Here is an 18,752-nt window from a genome sequence, read left to right as displayed (position 1 = left end):
GCAACTGTTTTTGATAAGTTTTCTCTTATTTTGTTAAATTTTCGACAAGTAATTTTCACGTGTAAAAAAGCCTCTGCAACGCAGAAGCCTTTTTTTTACATAAACATATTCCCTGTTCCGACATAACGGATGCCGTCTTCAAAGACTCTTTTTCCGCCAAGTGTAACAAATTTTACATCTTTTAATCTGGTGATATCCCTGCTTAAGTCACCGCCAACTACCAGAAGATCTGCATCCAGTCCTTCGGCAACAAGCCCGCGTTCTTTTTCCACACCCAGAACCTTTGCCGGATTGGAAGTTGCCACCTGTACTGCCTGCACCGGTGTAATTCCGTATTCCACCATATATTGCAGTTCTCTCGGAAGCGGTAAGAGCGGAGAATGATACATCACCATATCGGTGCCGGCAAGAACCGTCACACCCGTATCATAAAATTCTTTAAAATGATCCCGGTACGCTTTGTATGCCGGTTCAAAGAATTCATAATTTTCCATCTCTTTTTGCATGACCGGATCACTGACCGGTGCATCGCCATTCTTCTCGATATTTTCCTTGCACAGTTCATAGAGATAAGTATATGCCATGATAGTCGGTGTCCAGGCAATACCTTTTTCTGCCATCTGCTTTGCATGATCCAGCGTCATAAAGGTTCCATGTTCGATCGTGTCAAATCCGGCATCAATACACATCTGGATCCCCGGATTGGTTCCGGCATGCACGCCACACTTGATTCCTCTTCTGTGGCACTCATCCACCGCCACATCCAGTTCTTCCTGGGTAAGCTCCGGATACGGTTCGCGGTTGGTGGTCAGGATCTTCACCCATTCCGCACCGTCGCGAACCTGCTTACGGATTTCTTTACGGATTGCCCACGGACCGTCCGCTTCCTCGACTTCCTCCCAGGCATGTCCGCCCGTCATGCAGATTCCGGTATCCGTATGCACGATTCTCGGGATCACGATAAATCCCTTCTTTTCTGCCAGTTTCAGATTCTTGCATACACCATGTGCTGAAGACATATCCCGCACCGTGGTGATCCCTCTTTCAAATGCAGCCTGCGCATGCTGCAACGCATATAACATGATCAGCTGTGCCCCATAATTAAAGCTGTCCGGCTGGGAATAGCCGTATGCAAGATGCGCATGCATATCCATAAGTCCCGGAAGAAGTGTCGCATCACCATATTCCTTAACTTCCTCCTGCGGAAATTCTTTCAGCAGCTCTTCTTTTGGTGCGATTTTTCCGATCTTGCCGTCCTCTCCAATATAGACTGCCTTATCCGTAAGAACGGTCTTTCCATCTCCTGTAATCAGATATTTCGTACTGATAATCATCCCTTGGTCCCTCTTTATTCCTTTATTTTTCAAATACACGCAGCCCTTTCATGCTGCCTCTCTTTCGTCGCATTCATTCTTTAATATTTTAAAGTGCAACCATTTTGAAGTGTATTATACTTGTTTTTTCAAACCGACGCAACCGTTTTCCACAGAATCTGTTAAATATTTTGCATTTTTTAATCCGTTTTACGTCCAAAACTTTATACGGATACACTTACACTTTTCATTTTACTCACAACATCGTTTAACAATCAATATTAAAATTTTGTGATTCCCAGGTCTGCATCCAAAGATTACCGCGGCAGATTTAAAAAAATATAGGGGTGAAGGCACTTATTGTGCAATGGAGATGAGACTCAAAAATTGTGGAAGCCTCTGCTGACACAATTTTCGCTTTCAGAGGCTCATCGCAATATTTTGCACAATGGACTTCACCCCCATATTTTTCTAAATCTGCCCCTCTACCTCTCCCTCGCAGACCGTCCCCGCAAAAAAAGAAAACCCTTATCCGGCAAACCACCAGATAAGGATTTCCTCCATTCTTTATACTTTTTTAGGATGACAACATTTTTATTACAGTGTGATCAGAGCATCTGTAATATTTGTAATTCTGTGGTATCCATCTTCTGTGATCAGGAAATCATCTTCCTGACGGACTCCGCCGATTCCCGGAATGTAAATTCCAGGTTCGATCGTATGAACCATTCCCGGCTGAAGGGTCACTTTACTGCCGGTACAGATATACGGCTGTTCATGAATATCCAGTCCGAAGTTGTGTCCCGGACCATGTGGAATATGATAGCCTGCATCTTCTACTACCTTCACGATGATATCTCTGAGCTCGCCCATAACCATTCCCGGTTTCAGGCTGTTCTGACCAGCATCCTTTGCTTTTCTGACTACGTCAAACATCTTGTAAAGCTCCGGATTTTTGGCTTTCCCTACTGCAACAGTACGGGTAATATCCGAGCAGTATCCGTGATAATAAGTTCCGAAATCAATCGTCACAAAATCACCAAGCTGGATTTTTCTATCGGATGCTGTCGCATGACAGTTTGCTCCGTTATCCGGACCAGATGCTACGATCGTCTCGAAGCAGAATCCGGAGCCGCCACGGCTTCTGAACTGATATTCCAGTTCATTTGCAATATCGATCTCTGTAACGCCCGGTTTGATCACATCAAGCAGTGCATAGAAAGATCTCTCTGAAATCCGGCATGCCTGTTCGATCGTCTCGATTTCTTTCGGTGTCTTGATCGCACGTAAAGGTTCTACATAAGACCCTTCGGAAACGAATTTGGTATCAGGCGCCTGACTTACCAGATCCTGATAATCATCAAACGTAAGATCTGCTCCACAGATTGCACACTGTTTTACCCCTGCTTCTGCCGCCAATTTACCGGTCTGGCTGAAGTAATTCAGTCCTTCACCGTAGACAACAACTTCAAATCCTTCTGTTTCCTGTGCGGCCTGGAATTCAAACCGTCCGTCGGTTACAAAATAGTTTTTCTTTTCTGTCAAAAGCAGGACCGCAACTCCATATTCTCCGGTAAAGCCGGTCAGATACTTAATGTCGCTGCCTTTGCTGATCACAATTCCGTCATGACCATTTTTCTTTACAGCATCTACAATTTTCTGTATGCGTGTATTCATTGTTCCATCTCCTACTGAATGAAATCCCAGTTGAATTTCATATTTTCATCATATGATTTGTATGGTTTTCCATCAATATCATAGATGTTTACATTATAATGCCAAGGTTCCGGAAGTGTCTTCTCCGGATAAATGTGCTTCATCAGCTCATATCCTTCCGGATCATAAACCTTCAGTTCCTCTCTTGTGTTGACCGGTCCGCGGATACCATCCCATCGTCCGTCAACACCTTCCTGCATGACATTGAACCAGACAGTACTTAAGGTTGCAAAATACTCTTCGTAATTGCTGATCGCATAAGTGTCCGGCCACAAACCATTGTCGCTGGCATGCTGGTATGCTTTCCGGATCATGTCTGCAAGCGTCTGGTCTTTCAGACCATTCATTCCAACCAGATGGATCGCATGTCCGAATTCATGCACAAGGATCATCTCATTTGGATAACTGGTTGCATATCTTCCGGTTCTGAGACGGATTACATTTGCCTCTGAAATAGAGGATGCCGGATTCGTCATCTCACCGCCGTAACCTGCCACGTGACGGGTTGCAAGCAGATATCCCATTCTGTGTTCCGGGACATCATATGCATTCTCAAGCAGTCCGAACACAGATACCTCTGCACCTCTGCGGACAAGCTCTTCTGCTACTTCCGGGATCTTTTCAAGCATCATATCAATAATTGCAAGTGCTTTATCCACTACGGCCGGTGTTGTTTTTTCTCCGGCTTTTACTACAATGCCGGAGGTTCCTTTTTTGCGGACTACATAATATGGCTGATACACGGTCTGGTAGACCTTTTCATTGTCTGCCGGTCTGTCTTTTACATCAGTCAGCTTTCCGACAACCTGTACGGTAACCTCTCCTGCACATTCCGGATCAACCGGATGAACCAGGGAAAGTGTGGTACGCATGGATTCTTTCTGGTATACCGTACCATAATCCCATGTCATATCACTGGTCCAGTGTACCAGTTCCTGTACTTCCCCTTTGTATTTTACCAGATAATCGTTTTCATTATCAGCACGGCGCATCTGTTCGCCCCAATAAATCTCAATTCTTCTGTCATCGATCAGAATGACTTTTTCGACCGGTGCATAATTACAATTCTCTGACATTTATTTTTCATCCTCCTGAAACATAAACTTATTTCCTAATCTTTTATGCTTCTGCGTTCTTGTCCAGTCCCATTCCGACTGCAAGCTTTTTACTGAAGATTGCTACAACCGCACCGACTGCACATACACCTACACCGATTGCTACGAAGAACGGAATTTCGCTTCCTTCTTTATAGAAATTAGTGAGCAGCGTGTTAAGAGCAGCTCCTGTAGACTGTGACATTGACCAGATTGTCATCATCTGTGTCATGAATGCCTTCGGTGCTGCAACAGCCGTGATTGAGTAACCGATCGGGCAGGTAAATCCTTCACCAAGCATCAGGATTGCATAGAATAATACGATCCACCATGCACTGACTTTTGCATCTCCAGGATAGATTACATAGAGGAGTGCAATGATTAAAGCTCCAAATCCCCAGAAGATTGTTCCGATACCCATCTTTGTGGTTCCGTATGGCTGTTTCTTTCCAAGTTTTGTCCATACTGCTGTCAGAATACTTCCGATGATAACTGCAAATACTGCTGGGATTGTCTGCATAGATGCTGCAGGCACTTCAATTCCGAACAGTACACGGTTAACCTTTTCTTCATAGAAGATTGCAAGGATTGAAATTGTCTGTGTCCAGATCAGCAGGGTAACTGCGTTACAGATGAACGGCGGAACCAGGCAGAGGATTTTCTTCTTCTCATGTGACTCTGTCTTTTTACTTTTGTAAATAACTACCAGGTATACGATCGGGATAATGATCGATACAGTACTGATTACATTTGAGAATACAGAAATACTTAATGTTCCTGTTGCAAAAAGCGTTGCAAGAACAACTGCGCAGATAACAAGTACAACGATCATCTTTGTGATGAAAGAACGTTTCTTATCATCCGGAAGCGGATCATCCGGTTCAATACCGATATTACCGAAGAACGGTTTGTATGTAACTGCATATACAACGATACCCAGGAATGCAAGGACTGCACATGCCGCGAATGCTACATGGTATCCGAGTGCTGCTGCGATTGCACCGGAAAGTACCGGAGCTGCTGCACCAATGTTGGAAATTACGTAAGAAATCGTGTAAGCGCTGTCACGTCTTCCATCGGATTCATCATAGAATTTTCCAAGAAGAGCATCCAGACATCTGCCACCGAACATCGGTCCGATTGCCAGACATCCCATAGCGATTCCATAGCCAGGAACGCCAAGTGGTAATGCAAGGCATACATATCCAATAAATGAAAGTGATCTTGCTATAAATAAAGACTTCCGGCATCCTAAGATACGGTCGCAGACAAAGCTTCCGACAATACCTGTCAGTACAACAACTGTTGAATATAAAGAGATCAGCTGTGCTGCATTTGCCTTGCTGAATCCAAGTCCTTCCGGTGCATTTGCGTATAAGTAGTAAATCAGTACCGCACTCATCGCATAGTTTGCAAAAGAGTTACAAAGCTGCATAAAGCTCAGGGTTCCCACACCCTTTGGCTGTCCTAAAAAGGCGGTTTGTTTTCTTAACGCCTCATCATGTTCGTTCATTATTTTTCCCTCCAAAATAACCTTTTGTATTCATTCAACAAAAAACAATCGTTAATTTTTCCCCATCCTCAGATGTCTTCACTCCTCCTTGTTTCATAATTTTTAACTTTTGTTTTTTATTTTGAACATACAAGTATCTTACTTTTTTTTGTTAACTTTGTCAATATTTTCGTCTGTAAATATGAAATTTTGTTCATATTCATAAACATTGGCAAAAAAGAACGCAAAAAACGTCTTTTTCCCGTTTTTTGCGCCCTTTTTTCGTCATTTTTATGTATTATTTATTTCTGGTTGCGGAACTGTACCGGTGTGATATTGTACGCCTTCTTGAAAAGTCTGTTGAAATGCTCTACATTCTGATATCCAACGGTCAGTGCAATATTTTCAACGGTCATGCTGCTGCTCTTTAACAGGGCACGTGCCTTTTTCATTCTGACTTTTTTGACAATATCCCCGAAAGTCATTCCGGATTTTTCTTTGATATATTTAGAAAGATACGGTTTGGACAGGAAGAATTTTTCTGCCAGATCATCTAAAGATACATCCAGATAATTTGCCTGGATATAGTTCATGATCTCTACCATTCTTTCATCTTTACATTCATTCACATTCTTCAGTTCATCGATCTTATTGACAGCAACTGTCAATGCCTCAATAGAAGCTTTGATGATATCGGCATCAATTCCGACTCCCCAGTAGGTCTTTCCATTGCAGATGACACCTACATAAGCACATGCCTTGGAAGAAGAACCACGTGTCAGGGAATGTTCCTCGTAGAAGCTCAGTTCATAGCTGATACCAAAGTACTGTTTGATCGCATTGCTGACTGCGTCGAGACGTCCGTTACCGCCTGCTGTTACCACACGTTTTCCATTTGCATGGGAAATGGTTGCATCTGCTATAATACCATCTTCCTGTTTGAAGTGGCATTCATCGATAGAGAAGATTCCTTTGTAATTTACATAATGATCTTCAAAAATGTGGTATACCCAGTCCGGAGTCAGCTCCTTGTGTGCTTTATCGGATACATCTTTTACCATGTAGCCGACTTCTTCACGCATTTCTTTCGGAACGCTGATGCCAAAGTTCTGTTTCAGAATGTAGCTTACACCGCCTTTTCCTGACTGACTGTTGATACGGATAACATCTTTATCGTAAGTTCTTCCGATGTCCTTCGGATCGATCGGCAGATACGGTACGGTCCAGTGATCTCTTTCTTCCGCTTCACGCCATGCCATACCTTTTGCGATGGCATCCTGATGGGAGCCGGAGAATGCGGTAAATACCAGATCTCCTGCATATGGCTGTCTTTCATAGACATGCATTCTGGTCAGGCGTTCGTAGATTTCACGGATCTTTGGAATGTCAGTGAAATCCAGTCCCGGATCTACACCCTGCGAGAACATATTGAGTGCCAATGTCACGATATCCACGTTACCGGTACGTTCTCCATTTCCAAATAAGGTTCCTTCGATACGGTCTGCACCTGCAAGAATACCCATTTCAGCAGTTGCCACGCCGCATCCACGGTCGTTGTGTGGGTGAAGGCTGAGTACCACGCCATCACGGTATTTCAGATTCTTATCTACATATTCTACCTGTCCTGCAAATACATGTGGCATTGCGTTTTCTACGGTTGTCGGAATGTTGATGATTACTTTTTTATCTTTTGTCGGCTGCCATACATCCAGTACTGCATTGCAGACATCCACTGCATAGTCCACCTCTGTTCCTGAAAAGCTTTCCGGACTGTACTCGAAAGTAAAGTTTCCTTCTGTCTGATCAGCAAGCTGTTTCAACAGCTTTGCTCCGTCGATGGCGATTTGTTTTACCTGTTCTTTGTCTTTTTTGAAAACCTGTTCTCTCTGTGCAACAGAGGTTGAGTTGTACACGTGGATCACAGCATGTGGCGCTCCCTGTACAGCTTCGAAGGTACGTTTGATGATGTGCTCTCTTGCCTGTGTCAGTACCTGGACAGTCACGTCATCCGGGATCATGTCTTTCTCGATCAGGGTACGCATGAACTGGTACTCAGTCTCAGATGCTGCCGGGAATCCGACTTCGATCTCTTTGAATCCCACATCGACCAATAACTGGAAGAATTCCAGCTTTTCATCCAGACTCATCGGCTCGATCAGTGCCTGGTTTCCATCACGCAGGTCAACGCTGCACCAGATCGGCGGTGCGTCTACATAATCTTTTTTCACCCAATCATATTCAAATTTCGGAGGCATAAAATATTGTCTCTCGTATTTTTTACAATTTTCCATTTTGTTTCTCTCCTTTTATTTAATTGGAAAGGGCGGCATCTGCTTTTTCTTCTGTTCATATGAAAAAACAAGAAATTTTTCATAAAAATCACACAATTTGCCTAATTCCTGACTTTTCACAAATATCCGTCAACTTTCTTGTCTTATTTTGTTGTCTAGCTAATGCTAACATATCTTATCGCGAAAGTCCATTGATGAATTTAAGCAATTTTCTTGATCTATTTTATTCTTCTCGTGTTTTAAAAATTAAATTGGTAAAACATTTCACACATTTTCATGGCTATCCAGGTAAATGTTCTCCGTCTGACTGTTTCTTTTACAACAGCCTGGCAGCTCCCCCATTTCTCCCCGTTTAAGAGATACGTGATCTGTCCGACCGGTGTTCCGCTTTTCACCGGCGCATCCAGTTTTTCCGGTACTTCTGTCTTTTCTTCTGCCACATCATCATCTCCGACCAGAATCTTACCCGGACTTTCTTTTCCTTTGATTTCCACTTCCACTGCTGTTTTTCCAAACAAACCATTTTTGGAAACACTGTTTTCCACGGGTATTTTCGAAAGCTCCGGTATTTTCCACACCTCAGCATAACGATAATGTGCCATTCCGTACTCCATCAGTTTTCTGGTATCTGTCCATTTATAATTCTTGTTGTTTGGCCAGCCACAGGCAAGCAGTGCCACTACAAATGTGCGGCCCTCACTCTGCAAAGCCCCTACATAGCAGTATCCGGCATCCCCGGTAAACCCTGTTTTCCCGGAAATCGCGCCATCCATCATCTGAAGAAATGCATTGTGGTTGCTGCAGCTAAAATTCCCCTTTCCCTCAGCATCAGAAAAGCTGTATGCCGGCATTTGCGTGATTGCAAGAAATTCTGCAGCTTTGGGAGAACGCAAGACACAGTAGCTCATGATTTTTGCCAGATCTGCAGCTGAAATGCTGTGCACACCGCCCACATCCTCTTCATCCAATCCGTTTGGCGTAACAAAATGTGCCTCAGTGCATCCGATCTCTTCTGCCTTTTCATTCATCCACCCGGCAAATTGCGGAACGGATCCTGCAAGGTGTTCCGCGATCGCCACTGCAGAATCATTATGGGATTCCAGCATCAGGGAATATAGAAGATCCCCCAGATAAAACGCTTCCCCTTCGTGCATTCCCAGATGAACCTTCGGCTGTGCGACCGCATTTGCAGAGGCTGTCACCAGGTCCTTCGGATTTCCCTTTTCCAGCGCAAGAATGCAGGTCATGATCTTCGTTGTACTTGCCATCGGGCGCATTACATGCTCTTCTTTTCCGAGCAGAACCCTGCCGCTGTCCGCATCCACCAGCGCAGCGGAACGGGCATAGAGCCGAGTAAGAAGCTGCTTCCTTTCCTGCTCACGGGTTTCTTTTTCCTGTGCAGTCTGTGCATCCGAGACCGGTTCCTTTTGCTGCGTAGTCTCCATTATCTGTGTCCGTTCATTTTCTTCCGCAGGCACTTTCCCGGATAAGACCTTACCCGGACTTTCTCCTGTGGATTCTCTCCATAGCATCTTTCCTTGAAAAATCTGCAAACTAAAAAAGAATACCATGCACGCTGCCAGAATCCCTCTTCTGGTCCGTGCCGGTATTCCATTCCTCTTCTTTTCTTTCTTTTTCATGTGCCCCGGTCTCCCTCCTGCTCTTTTCTGTTCCATTTTATGAACAGGGACGGGCGTTTATACTATGGATTCCATTTTAAATATTCAGCCGGATCTGTGCCTCATCTTCCGCTTCTTCTTTGAATGTCTCCAGCTTCTCCGGTTCAATGCCCGGGAGATCATCTAAAGACTGCACACTGAATCTGCGCAGAAATTCTTCGGTTGTTCCAAAAAGCAGCGGACGTCCCGGTGCATCAAGGCGCCCAAGCTCGCAGACCAGATTGTACTCGATCAGCTTGTTTACCGCATGATCCGATTTGACTCCGCGAATCTTCTCAATCTCCAGCTTGGTGATCGGCTGACGGTAAGCAATGATTGAAAGCGTCTCCAGCATGACATCTGTCAGGACATACTTTTTCGGCTGCTTTGCGATCCGGATCAGATACTCATACATCTCCGGTTTGCTACAGAGCTGATATGCATGATCCAGTTCGATGATCCGGATGCCACGCTCCTCTTTCTGATACTTGTCCATCATATTATGGATAAGTTTCTCCGTCGTCGGCACATCCTGCTCGATCGCGGATGCGATCTTATTCACCTCGACCGAATCTCCCATAGTGAACAGGATTGCCTCTATGATACTCTCCAACTGTTTTGTTCTCATTTTCTTCTATACTCCTTGCCGCAGTCCCTCGTCCGATGTAATGATGATATCATCAAACGTATGTTCCTGATATACCTGTATCTCTCCTGTCTTCATCAGCTCCAGCACCGCCAGGAAGGTGACAATGATCTGTACCTTGGATGCCTGCTTTTTCAGGAGATCCCGGAAACTGAATCTGTGATGTACCTTTGCATACTCATAAACATATTCCAGTTTCTCCGGAAGCGTAACCTCTTCTTTCTCGATCTTGCCGAACTTACTTCGGATCGGATCCGTCTTATCTGCCTGTCTTTTCAGGATATCCTGAAAAATATCATTCAGCTTCGTCAGGGTCAGCCCGTCAAGAAGCGTATCCAGATCTACCGGTTCTTCGTATTCCTTTACTTCATCCGGAATGGTCGCTCCCTTATAGAACAGCTTTTCTCCGTCCACCTGGCGGTCACGCAGTTCATAAGACATATATTTGTACATCTTGTACTGCAAAAGCTGCTCTACCAGTTCCTGACGCGGATCTTCTTCCTCGCCCTCTTCATTGACTTCCTTTGGAAGAAGCATCTTGCATTTGATGTCCAGAAGTGTCGCCGCCATGACCAGAAATTCACTCATGACATTCAGGTCTGCTCTGTCCATCGCCTGGATATATTCCATATACTGGTTGGTGATCTCTACGATCGGAATATCGTAGATGTCTATTTTATTTTTATCGATCAAATGTAAGAGCAGATCCAGAGGTCCCTCAAAAACCTGCAGCTTTACCGGTATTCCTTTTCCCATAGATATCCTTTCCAGTCAAATTGTCGATAACCTTATTTATTATACAGGAAAGCCGGGATGATATCAAGTACGACTAACTCTGCCGGATTCCAGAAGCGGAAATTGATTGTGTGGGTTCCAAGCCCTTTGCTGACCACAATATATTTCCCGTCTTTTTCATAACAGTCCCCGCTGTAGCGTGGAAACAGACGGAACTGCGGACTGATCACACCGCCAAGCAGTGGAAATCTGGCAATCCCGCCATGTAAATGTCCGGACAGCACCAGGTCTGCTCCCCACTTCCAGTAGGTTTCTGCGTAAAGCGGATGATGTGCCATTAAAATGCAGTATGCGTCCGTCTCTGCACTGCCAATCCGTTCTTCCATCTCGCCAGTCGTAAGCGGACACACCTTCCATCCTTTTTTATAGCATCCAAATGGAAGCTCCATCCCATATAAGCGCAGCTTCATCCCGTTTACCGGGATCTCTTCTGATCCATTCACCAGGACATGAATCCCTGCCTTTTTCAGTTCATTCTCATAATATCCATATTCTTTGCCGTAAATCTCCTGCTGCTCATGCATTCTCTGCTCATGATTGCCATTACAGCACCAGACCGGTGCGATCTGTGGAAGTTTTTTCATCAAATCCGCTGCCGCTGTCCAGTCTCTTCCGGCTTTCCCGACCAGCATATCGCCGCCTGCCAGTATCAGATCCGGCTTTGCTTCCCTGATCGCCAAAAGCAGCTCCTCATTCTCTTTTCCATAGACATGATTATGCAGATCACTTAAGAAAGCAATCCGTACTTTTCCGGCATCTCCCTTTATTTTACTGGTTCTGATCCGGTATCTTGTAATCTTGAAGCAGTGCAGCTCCCGCCATACTTCTGCAAGAACTGCTGCTGCAAAAATCACCAGTATCAATACGATAATCCCTGTTGCCTTCATCTCTTCCCTCTTTCGTTATACCATCATTTCTTCCAGAATTTTAAGGAATGCGCCCCCAAATGTCAACTCCCCGACACCTTCTGTCGCATAAACCGGAACGCTTCCGATGGTTTTCTCATTCAGCCGGTAAATGACTTCTCCGATCTGGTCGCCTTTCTTTACCGGGGCAGTCTGTTTCTGTATCTGTACCTCTTTTTCCACGGCAGACAGATCTGATCCACTGGTATCCACATACCGGAAGCCCTCCAGCGTCTCTCCCTTTGCCTTCTCCTGCATTCCATGTTTCACTTCGGCATACACAATTTTTTCCAGTGCCTTTTCATCCTGGTAAATACTGCATTTCCCAAAGCCATAGTTTAACATGGCAATGGCATCCTTTATCCGTGTCTTAGAATCCGGCTCTGCCATCACAACCGCAATCATATTGACCCCGTCTTTTCTTGCCGTTGCAGACAGGCAGAACTTCGCACCGCTTGTGGATCCGGTCTTCAGTCCGGTTGCGTATTCATACTGCCGGATCAGTTTGTTGGTATTACTCAGTCCGAATTCACTGCTGCCCTTTGCCGTAGTGTGGGTAATATTTTCCATCCAGATCGTTGAGTAGTCCTCGATCTGTGGATACTTCGTGATCAGTTCCCGTGACATCAGTGCAATGTCTCTCGCTGTCGTCAGATGCCCTTCCGTGTCCAGTCCATTACAGTTGACAAAATGGGTATTCGTCATTCCAAGTCCTGCCGATCTCTGATTCATCTTTTCCACAAAAGCCGGTTCACTCCCGGCAATCTTTTCTGCCATCGCCACGCAGGCATCATTGGCACTTGCCACAGCAATGCACTTGATCATTGTATCCACAGTCTGCTTCTCACCAGCTTCCAGAAATACCTGGGATCCGCCCATCGATGCAGCGTACTCAGAAGTTGTGACTTCGGTATCCGGCGTGATCGTTCCGTCTGCCAGTGCATCAAAGATCAGAAGCAGCGTCATAACCTTTGTCACACTCGCCGGGGGCTTTTTCTCATCCGCATTTTTTTCTAAGAGAACCTGACCTCCGGAAGCTTCCATAATAACTGCGGACTCAGCAGATAGTTCCAGACCGGTCAGATTGCCCGAATTGTCTCTGTTCGTCTGCTCCGGATCCTCCTGCCGGATCACATCCTGCATAGCTTTCGGTCTTTCTCCCGGCTCGAAAACATCTGCCGCCCGGACCGGGATCCCATATACGGTCTGCACGCACAGAACCATGCCAAGCAGACCTGCCAGAAATTTGCGCATCATAAGACTCCTTTTTTCCATCCATCGATACTATATAAATAAGCCTTCTGACAGGAAAATAGAACCTTTCTTTACACTTCCCGGTTCATTTTTTCGCCTTCCTCATTGAACCAGTCCATTGCCTGACAGATTCCTTCTTCTGCAAATGGGAATTCTCTCTTTGTGATCTTTTCCTGTGGAATCTTATCATAAATAAACGGTCCTTCCCAGATACTTCCGACAAGAATCGTTTCTGAATTTTCCTCATCGGTCTTTTTTTCTTCTTTCGCCAGGCGATAGTTCATTTTTCCCATACTTCCGTTAAATTTCGCTTTTTTATAAAAATTCAGCGGAAAAAGCTGCATTCTTTCTAACATATTTTTCACCTCAAAAACCGGCACAGAAACTGGGGGATTTCTGTGCCGGTACTCTATTTTTTATACAATTATATCAATAAGTCGGAGGAATGTCTATACTATGCAGTCTTCTGATCTACCTCATATTTTGCAGCAGCTTCGTTGATTGCATCTCTCATGATCTCGATTGCCTGATCTACGTGTTCTTTTGCAAGGATCAGTGGCGGGATCATACGGTTTACGCTGTCGCCGATCGCTGTGATCAGAAGTCTTCTTCTGAAGCATGCCCATTTTACTTCAAGAGCGATCGGAATATCGTATTCGCATCCTACCAGAAGTCCTTTTCCTCTTGCTTCTTTTACATGTGGAAGCTCTGCAAGTTTTTCTTTCATGTATTCACCCATTACTTTTGCATTTCCACTTAAATCTCTGTCGAGGATTTCAGAAATGGAAGCAAGAGATGCGGCACATGCAAGTGGATGTCCACCGTATGTAGAGCCATGTGTTCCTGATGTAAATACTGCAGCTACTTCTTCGCTTGCGCAGCATGCACCGATCGGCATTCCGCCTCCCATAGCTTTTGCCATCGTTACACAGTCAGGTTTTACACCATATCCCATGAATGCCATTGGAGATCCTGTACGTCCCCATCCGGTCTGTACTTCATCGAGAAGGAGAAGCATACCTCTTTCATCACAGAGTTTACGAAGTCCTTCGATAAATTCCTGTGTTGCCGGATGTACACCACCTTCGCCCTGTACCGGCTCGATCATGATCGCGATCGTGTTATCTGTTACTTTTGACTTGAAATCTTCAAGGTTGTTATATTCTGCGTAGGAGAATCCCGGAAGCATCGGTTTAAATCCAAGCTGGCATGCGTTATCCGGCTGTCCTGTTGCGGAAAGTGCTCCGTATGTTCTTCCGTGAAAACCATTGATTGCTGTTACGATATGGTAATGTTCCGGGCCATATTTTTCAACGCCGTATTTTCTTGCCATCTTGATCATACATTCGTTGGCTTCTGTTCCTGAGTTCTGGAAGAAAATCTTATCCATTCCGATCGTGTCACAGATCTTCTTTGCGAGAAGTGCCTGTGGAATTGTGTATGGGTAATTGAATGTATGCATGATGTCATCAAGCTGGTCTTTTACTGCTGCGACAACCTTCGGATTTCTGTTACCTGGTGTATTTACGGCAACTCCACCATAAAAGTCGAGGTAAGCTACCCCTTTTTCATCGTAGAGATACATACCTTCTGCACGTTCTGCGATAAAATCATATCTTGCATAGGTTTCTACCATATATTTTTTTACAATGTCCTTTAATTCTTCTGCTGTGAGTCCTGTGTCTTTGAGTTTCATAAGAATCTCCTCGCTTTCCTTCTTTTGATCATATACTACTTCATGCTATTCGTTCCGGACTTCGAATAAAAATGTGTAAAAGAATGTGCCTTTTGTTTAGCAGGAAATCCCTTCGGAATTTACCGCCAAACAAAAAGACGCCATGTACTAACTGTACATGACGTCCTTGTCGTTTACAAGACACAGTATAGACCACAGTCTATGGTTTTGTCAACAACAATTATGTCAAAAAATTATCTTTCATTTTGTCTTTTGCTTGTTCAATCTGCTGTATTTGTTCCTCATCCATGCTTTCCCGAAGATTTTCTTTCTTCTGACGATAAATTGTCGCAGAAAAATCCATAATATATCCAATCAGGATCAGATTGCCAATTGCACGCCCTGCACGAACCGGTATCATGGCAACAAACGCTGCAACTATGTTCTGCAGGAACATAAAAAGGAACAACGTATAGAATCCCCATGCGATCGAACTCTCCAGACAGATGATCCCCCTGTAGTTAAATGGCTTCTCATGGTAATCCCACCAGATCTCACCGAAAATGCGCTTCATCACAAGTGCCGTCAGAAATTCCAACGTCGTTGCAAGAAACGATCCCAGGAAAAACAGCAGTATACTATTGTCGCTATACGGACGTAATATAAAAAACACCGTAAGAGCACCAAACCCGTAGATCGGGCAAAACGGACCTTTTGCAAATCCCCTGTTCGTAATCTTATGATTACAAAATGACATATAGATGGATTCCACCAGCCATCCCATCATGCTGTAAGTCAGAAACCACATCACAACCTCATATCCATCTATTCCAAATATTATCCTATTCCACCACATAAAATTTTCCTGTAAAAATGGAGGGTTTATGAATCATAAACCCTCCATTATTGTTCTGCACATATTAGTTATATTTACGTTTTCTAGCAGCTTCAGATTTCTTTTTACGTCTAACGCTTGGTTTTTCGTAATGTTCTCTTTTGCGAATCTCCTGCTGAATTCCTGCTTTGGCACAGTTTCTTTTGAATCTGCGTAAAGCACTATCTAACGTTTCGTTTTCTTTAACGATTACATTTGACATAGTCTCACACCTAACCTCCCCTCCAGCCTGGTATTGTGCATCATACGACTGTTCGGGTATATTTATTGCACTACATTAGATTATATCATATTTTTCATCTCAGTCAAGAATTTTTTGAAAAATAGGAAAAATATGCATAAATCTGTCATTTTCCGGCATTATTTTATCTGTTCTGCCAGTACCTCTTTGACTTTTGCAAGGGCATCCGGGATTCCAGCCGGGTTCTTTCCGCCAGCCTGTGCCATGTTCGGACGTCCACCGCCGCCGCCGCCTACACAGGAAGCGATTGCCTTGATCAGGTTGCCTGCGTGAGCACCCTTCTTCATTGCTTCATCTGTTGCTGTAGCCATCAGGCTTACCTTGCCGTTCGCGCTGGATGCGATCACGACCACGCCTTCTCCGATTTTCTCCTTGAGCTGGTCTCCAAGGTCACGCAGTCCGTTCATGTCCATATCTTCTACGCTGACAGCAATCACTTTTACGCCGGCTACTTCTTCTACCTGATCCATCACATCACCCATGGCATCTTTTGCGAGCTTGCTCTTCAGGCTTTCTACTTCACTGTGAAGTTCTTTGTTCTCAGCCTGAAGGTGTGCGATCTTCTCAGACACAGTATCCGGAGTTGCTTTCAGGAGCTTGGCTGCTTCATGAAGCAACTGTTCCAGTTCTCCATAATAATCCATCAGTCCTTTGGATGTAAGTGCTTCGATACGGCGTACCCCTGCTGCCACACCACTTTCAGACAGGATCTTGAATGCTCCGATCTCGCTTGTATTGGCAACATGTGTACCACCGCAGAACTCAATAGAGTAATCTCCCATATTTACAACACGGACGATGTCGCCGTATTTCTCACCGAACAGAGCCTGTGCTCCGGTCTTTCTTGCTTCTTCAATCGGCATGTTCTTAATGACAACCGGCAGAGATCTGGAAATGCTTTCATTTACCATATCTTCTACTTTCTGCAGTTCTTCCGGTGTCATTGCCGAGAAATGAGAGAAGTCGAAACGAAGTCTCTTGTCGTCTACATAAGATCCGGACTGTTCTACATGTGTACCAAGTACGGTACGGAGTGCTTTCTGAAGCAGATGGGTCGCACTGTGGTTTCTTGCACAAAGCACACGTCTCTGCGAATCAACGGTCAGAGTAACCTGATCTCCAACCTTCATCATACCCTTTGCCATATAACCGATATGACCGATCTTGCCACCAAGCATCTTCTTCACATCTTCCACAACAAATTCACCGTCACCGCATTTGATCACACCGTGGTCGGCTTCCTGTCCACCGCTTGTTGCGTAGAACGGAGTCTCATCTACAAAGATGGTTCCTCTCTCACCGTCAGAAAGAGCGTCTACGATCTCATCTTCTGTGGTAAGTACCGTAATCTTCGATTCATATTCCAGATGCTCGTATCCGACAAACTTAGAGGTTACAGACGGATCAATGGATTCGTATACGGTTGCATCTGCTCCCATGTAGTTCGTTGCCTTACGTGCTTTTCTTGCAGTCTGGCGCTGAACTTCCATTGCGGCTTTAAATCCCTCTTCATCAATATCTATACCTTCTTCTTCCAGGATCTCTTTGGTAAGATCGATCGGGAATCCATAGGTATCATATAATTTGAACGCATCTTCTCCGGACAGAGTCTTTGTTCCTTCTTCTGCCATCTTTTCTTTCATCTCATTCAGAATGACAAGCCCCTGGTCGATGGTCTTCTCAAACTGCTCTTCTTCCTTGCGGATGACATTCATGATAAAGTCTTTCTTTTCTTCCAGCTCCGGATATCCGTCTTTAGAGCCTTCGATCACAGTTGCAGCAAGATCTGTAAGGAATCCCGGTGCAATGTTCAGAAGTCTTCCGTGACGGCATGCACGGCGGAGAAGACGGCGAAGAACATATCCTCTTCCTTCATTAGACGGCATAATACCATCAGAGATCATGAAAGATACAGAACGCACATGGTCTGTGATTACACGCAGAGATACGTCTGTGCTTTCATTATCTCCATAAGATACTCCTGCGATCTCACATACCTGGTCACGCAGTGCTTTTAAAGTATCAATATCGAACATAGAGTCTACATCCTGTACGATACATGCAAGTCTCTCAAGTCCCATACCGGTATCAATATTCTTCTGCTTCAGTTCGCTGTAGTTTCCATGTCCATCATTGTCGAACTGTGAAAATACGTTGTTCCAGATCTCCATATAACGGTCACATTCGCAGCCTACTGTACATCCCGGTTTACCACATCCGTATTTTTCTCCACGGTCATAGTAAATCTCTGAACACGGACCGCACGGACCTGATCCATGCTCCCAGAAGTTGTCTTCTTTTCCGAAACGGAAAATTCTCTCTGGTGCAATACCAATCTCTTCGTTCCAGATCTTCCATGCCTCATCATCGTCTTCATATACGGACGGGTACAGACGATCCGGATCCAGTCCAACCACTTCTGTCAGGAATTCCCATGACCAGTGGATCGCTTCTGTCTTAAAGTAATCACCGAATGAGAAGTTACCAAGCATTTCAAAGAAAGTACCGTGACGTGCAGTCTTTCCTACGTTCTCGATATCTCCTGTACGGATACATTTCTGACAGGTTGTCACACGGCGTCTCGGTGGGATCTCCTGTCCTGTAAAATATGGTTTCAGCGGTGCCATTCCTGAATTGATCAGCAGAAGGCTGTTATCATTGTGCGGCACCAGCGAAAAGCTTTTCATTTTTAAATGACCTTTGCTCTCAAAAAAGTCAAGAAACATGCGTCTAAGTTCGTTAACTCCGTAAGCTTTCATCTTTATCCTCCTCGCTTC

Annotated in this window: 15 protein-coding genes; all 15 read right to left on the bottom strand. The window is 44.7% G+C overall.

The features are described from left to right. Positions 1–95: 95 nt before the first annotated feature. Positions 96–1,334, bottom strand: coding sequence for an amidohydrolase family protein (locus tag NQ556_RS06360; protein ID WP_022219912.1), 1,239 nt, complete (start codon positions 1,332–1,334; stop codon positions 96–98). A 576-nt stretch (positions 1,335–1,910) separates the two neighbouring features. Then, entirely contained in the window at positions 1,911–2,990 is a 1,080-nt protein-coding gene (locus NQ556_RS06355) for a M24 family metallopeptidase (protein ID WP_008369215.1), read from the bottom strand. Positions 2,991–3,001: 11 nt separating this feature from the next. Continuing rightward, the gene (locus NQ556_RS06350) at positions 3,002–4,105 is read right to left on the bottom strand and encodes a hypothetical protein (RefSeq protein ID WP_022219910.1); all 1,104 of its coding nucleotides are present in this window, start codon (positions 4,103–4,105) and stop codon (positions 3,002–3,004) included. Positions 4,106–4,148: 43 nt separating this feature from the next. Then, on the bottom strand, positions 4,149–5,636 hold the full coding sequence (locus NQ556_RS06345; protein ID WP_022219909.1) for a peptide MFS transporter: 1,488 nt from the start codon (positions 5,634–5,636) through the stop codon (positions 4,149–4,151). Between the two features lie 281 nt (positions 5,637–5,917). After that, positions 5,918–7,906, bottom strand: coding sequence for a 2-isopropylmalate synthase (locus tag NQ556_RS06340; RefSeq protein ID WP_008369222.1), 1,989 nt, complete (start codon positions 7,904–7,906; stop codon positions 5,918–5,920). A gap of 239 nt (positions 7,907–8,145) precedes the next feature. Further along, on the bottom strand, positions 8,146–9,546 hold the full coding sequence (locus NQ556_RS06335; protein ID WP_022219908.1) for a D-alanyl-D-alanine carboxypeptidase family protein: 1,401 nt from the start codon (positions 9,544–9,546) through the stop codon (positions 8,146–8,148). 76 nt (positions 9,547–9,622) lie between these two features. Further along, complete coding sequence (scpB, locus tag NQ556_RS06330; protein ID WP_008369227.1) at positions 9,623–10,192, bottom strand: SMC-Scp complex subunit ScpB; 570 nt, start codon at positions 10,190–10,192, stop codon at positions 9,623–9,625. Positions 10,193–10,198: 6 nt separating this feature from the next. Beyond that, entirely contained in the window at positions 10,199–10,966 is a 768-nt protein-coding gene (locus NQ556_RS06325) for a segregation and condensation protein A (RefSeq protein ID WP_008369228.1), read from the bottom strand. 32 nt (positions 10,967–10,998) lie between these two features. Next, on the bottom strand, positions 10,999–11,892 hold the full coding sequence (locus tag NQ556_RS06320) for a metallophosphoesterase (RefSeq protein WP_008369230.1): 894 nt from the start codon (positions 11,890–11,892) through the stop codon (positions 10,999–11,001). A 15-nt stretch (positions 11,893–11,907) separates the two neighbouring features. Beyond that, complete coding sequence (locus tag NQ556_RS06315) at positions 11,908–13,164, bottom strand: D-alanyl-D-alanine carboxypeptidase family protein (protein WP_022219907.1); 1,257 nt, start codon at positions 13,162–13,164, stop codon at positions 11,908–11,910. A 71-nt stretch (positions 13,165–13,235) separates the two neighbouring features. Beyond that, the gene (locus NQ556_RS06310; RefSeq protein ID WP_022219906.1) at positions 13,236–13,520 is read right to left on the bottom strand and encodes a hypothetical protein; all 285 of its coding nucleotides are present in this window, start codon (positions 13,518–13,520) and stop codon (positions 13,236–13,238) included. Positions 13,521–13,618: 98 nt separating this feature from the next. Beyond that, positions 13,619–14,860 carry an aspartate aminotransferase family protein gene (locus NQ556_RS06305; protein ID WP_022219905.1) on the bottom strand — a complete coding sequence of 414 codons (1,242 nt, stop codon included), beginning with the start codon at positions 14,858–14,860 and terminating at the stop codon, positions 13,619–13,621. A 220-nt stretch (positions 14,861–15,080) separates the two neighbouring features. After that, positions 15,081–15,695 carry a putative ABC transporter permease gene (locus NQ556_RS06300; protein WP_008369238.1) on the bottom strand — a complete coding sequence of 205 codons (615 nt, stop codon included), beginning with the start codon at positions 15,693–15,695 and terminating at the stop codon, positions 15,081–15,083. A gap of 64 nt (positions 15,696–15,759) precedes the next feature. Further along, positions 15,760–15,936: a 30S ribosomal protein S21 gene (gene rpsU / locus NQ556_RS06295; RefSeq protein WP_004054229.1), complete on the bottom strand. Its 177-nt coding sequence runs from the start codon at positions 15,934–15,936 to the stop codon at positions 15,760–15,762. 158 nt (positions 15,937–16,094) lie between these two features. Continuing rightward, positions 16,095–18,734 (bottom strand): alanine--tRNA ligase, encoded by a 2,640-nt coding sequence (alaS, locus tag NQ556_RS06290; RefSeq protein WP_055260783.1) that lies wholly within the window; start codon positions 18,732–18,734, stop codon positions 16,095–16,097. Between the last annotated feature and the right edge of the window lie 18 nt (positions 18,735–18,752).

The organism is Coprococcus comes ATCC 27758 (genome assembly GCF_025149785.1).
GTDB classification, from domain to species: domain Bacteria; phylum Bacillota; class Clostridia; order Lachnospirales; family Lachnospiraceae; genus Allocoprococcus; species Allocoprococcus comes.
Note: the sequence above shows the minus strand (reverse complement) of the source record. Positions and strands in the feature narration are given on the sequence as shown.

Excerpts from the sequence above, each read along its gene's own strand:
- NQ556_RS06360 (WP_022219912.1), bottom strand. The coding sequence starts at position 1,334 with ATGATTATCAGTACGAAATATCTGATTACAGGAGATGGAAAGACCGTT.
- NQ556_RS06355 (WP_008369215.1), bottom strand. The coding sequence starts at position 2,990 with ATGAATACACGCATACAGAAAATTGTAGATGCTGTAAAGAAAAATGGT.
- NQ556_RS06350 (WP_022219910.1), bottom strand. The coding sequence starts at position 4,105 with ATGTCAGAGAATTGTAATTATGCACCGGTCGAAAAAGTCATTCTGATC.
- NQ556_RS06345 (WP_022219909.1), bottom strand. The coding sequence starts at position 5,636 with ATGAACGAACATGATGAGGCGTTAAGAAAACAAACCGCCTTTTTAGGA.
- NQ556_RS06340 (WP_008369222.1), bottom strand. The coding sequence starts at position 7,906 with ATGGAAAATTGTAAAAAATACGAGAGACAATATTTTATGCCTCCGAAA.
- NQ556_RS06335 (WP_022219908.1), bottom strand. The coding sequence starts at position 9,546 with ATGAAAAAGAAAGAAAAGAAGAGGAATGGAATACCGGCACGGACCAGA.
- scpB (WP_008369227.1), bottom strand. The coding sequence starts at position 10,192 with ATGAGAACAAAACAGTTGGAGAGTATCATAGAGGCAATCCTGTTCACT.
- NQ556_RS06325 (WP_008369228.1), bottom strand. The coding sequence starts at position 10,966 with ATGGGAAAAGGAATACCGGTAAAGCTGCAGGTTTTTGAGGGACCTCTG.
- NQ556_RS06320 (WP_008369230.1), bottom strand. The coding sequence starts at position 11,892 with ATGAAGGCAACAGGGATTATCGTATTGATACTGGTGATTTTTGCAGCA.
- NQ556_RS06315 (WP_022219907.1), bottom strand. The coding sequence starts at position 13,164 with ATGCGCAAATTTCTGGCAGGTCTGCTTGGCATGGTTCTGTGCGTGCAG.
- NQ556_RS06310 (WP_022219906.1), bottom strand. The coding sequence starts at position 13,520 with ATGTTAGAAAGAATGCAGCTTTTTCCGCTGAATTTTTATAAAAAAGCG.
- NQ556_RS06305 (WP_022219905.1), bottom strand. The coding sequence starts at position 14,860 with ATGAAACTCAAAGACACAGGACTCACAGCAGAAGAATTAAAGGACATT.
- NQ556_RS06300 (WP_008369238.1), bottom strand. The coding sequence starts at position 15,695 with ATGTGGTGGAATAGGATAATATTTGGAATAGATGGATATGAGGTTGTG.
- rpsU (WP_004054229.1), bottom strand. The coding sequence starts at position 15,936 with ATGTCAAATGTAATCGTTAAAGAAAACGAAACGTTAGATAGTGCTTTA.
- alaS (WP_055260783.1), bottom strand. The coding sequence starts at position 18,734 with ATGAAAGCTTACGGAGTTAACGAACTTAGACGCATGTTTCTTGACTTT.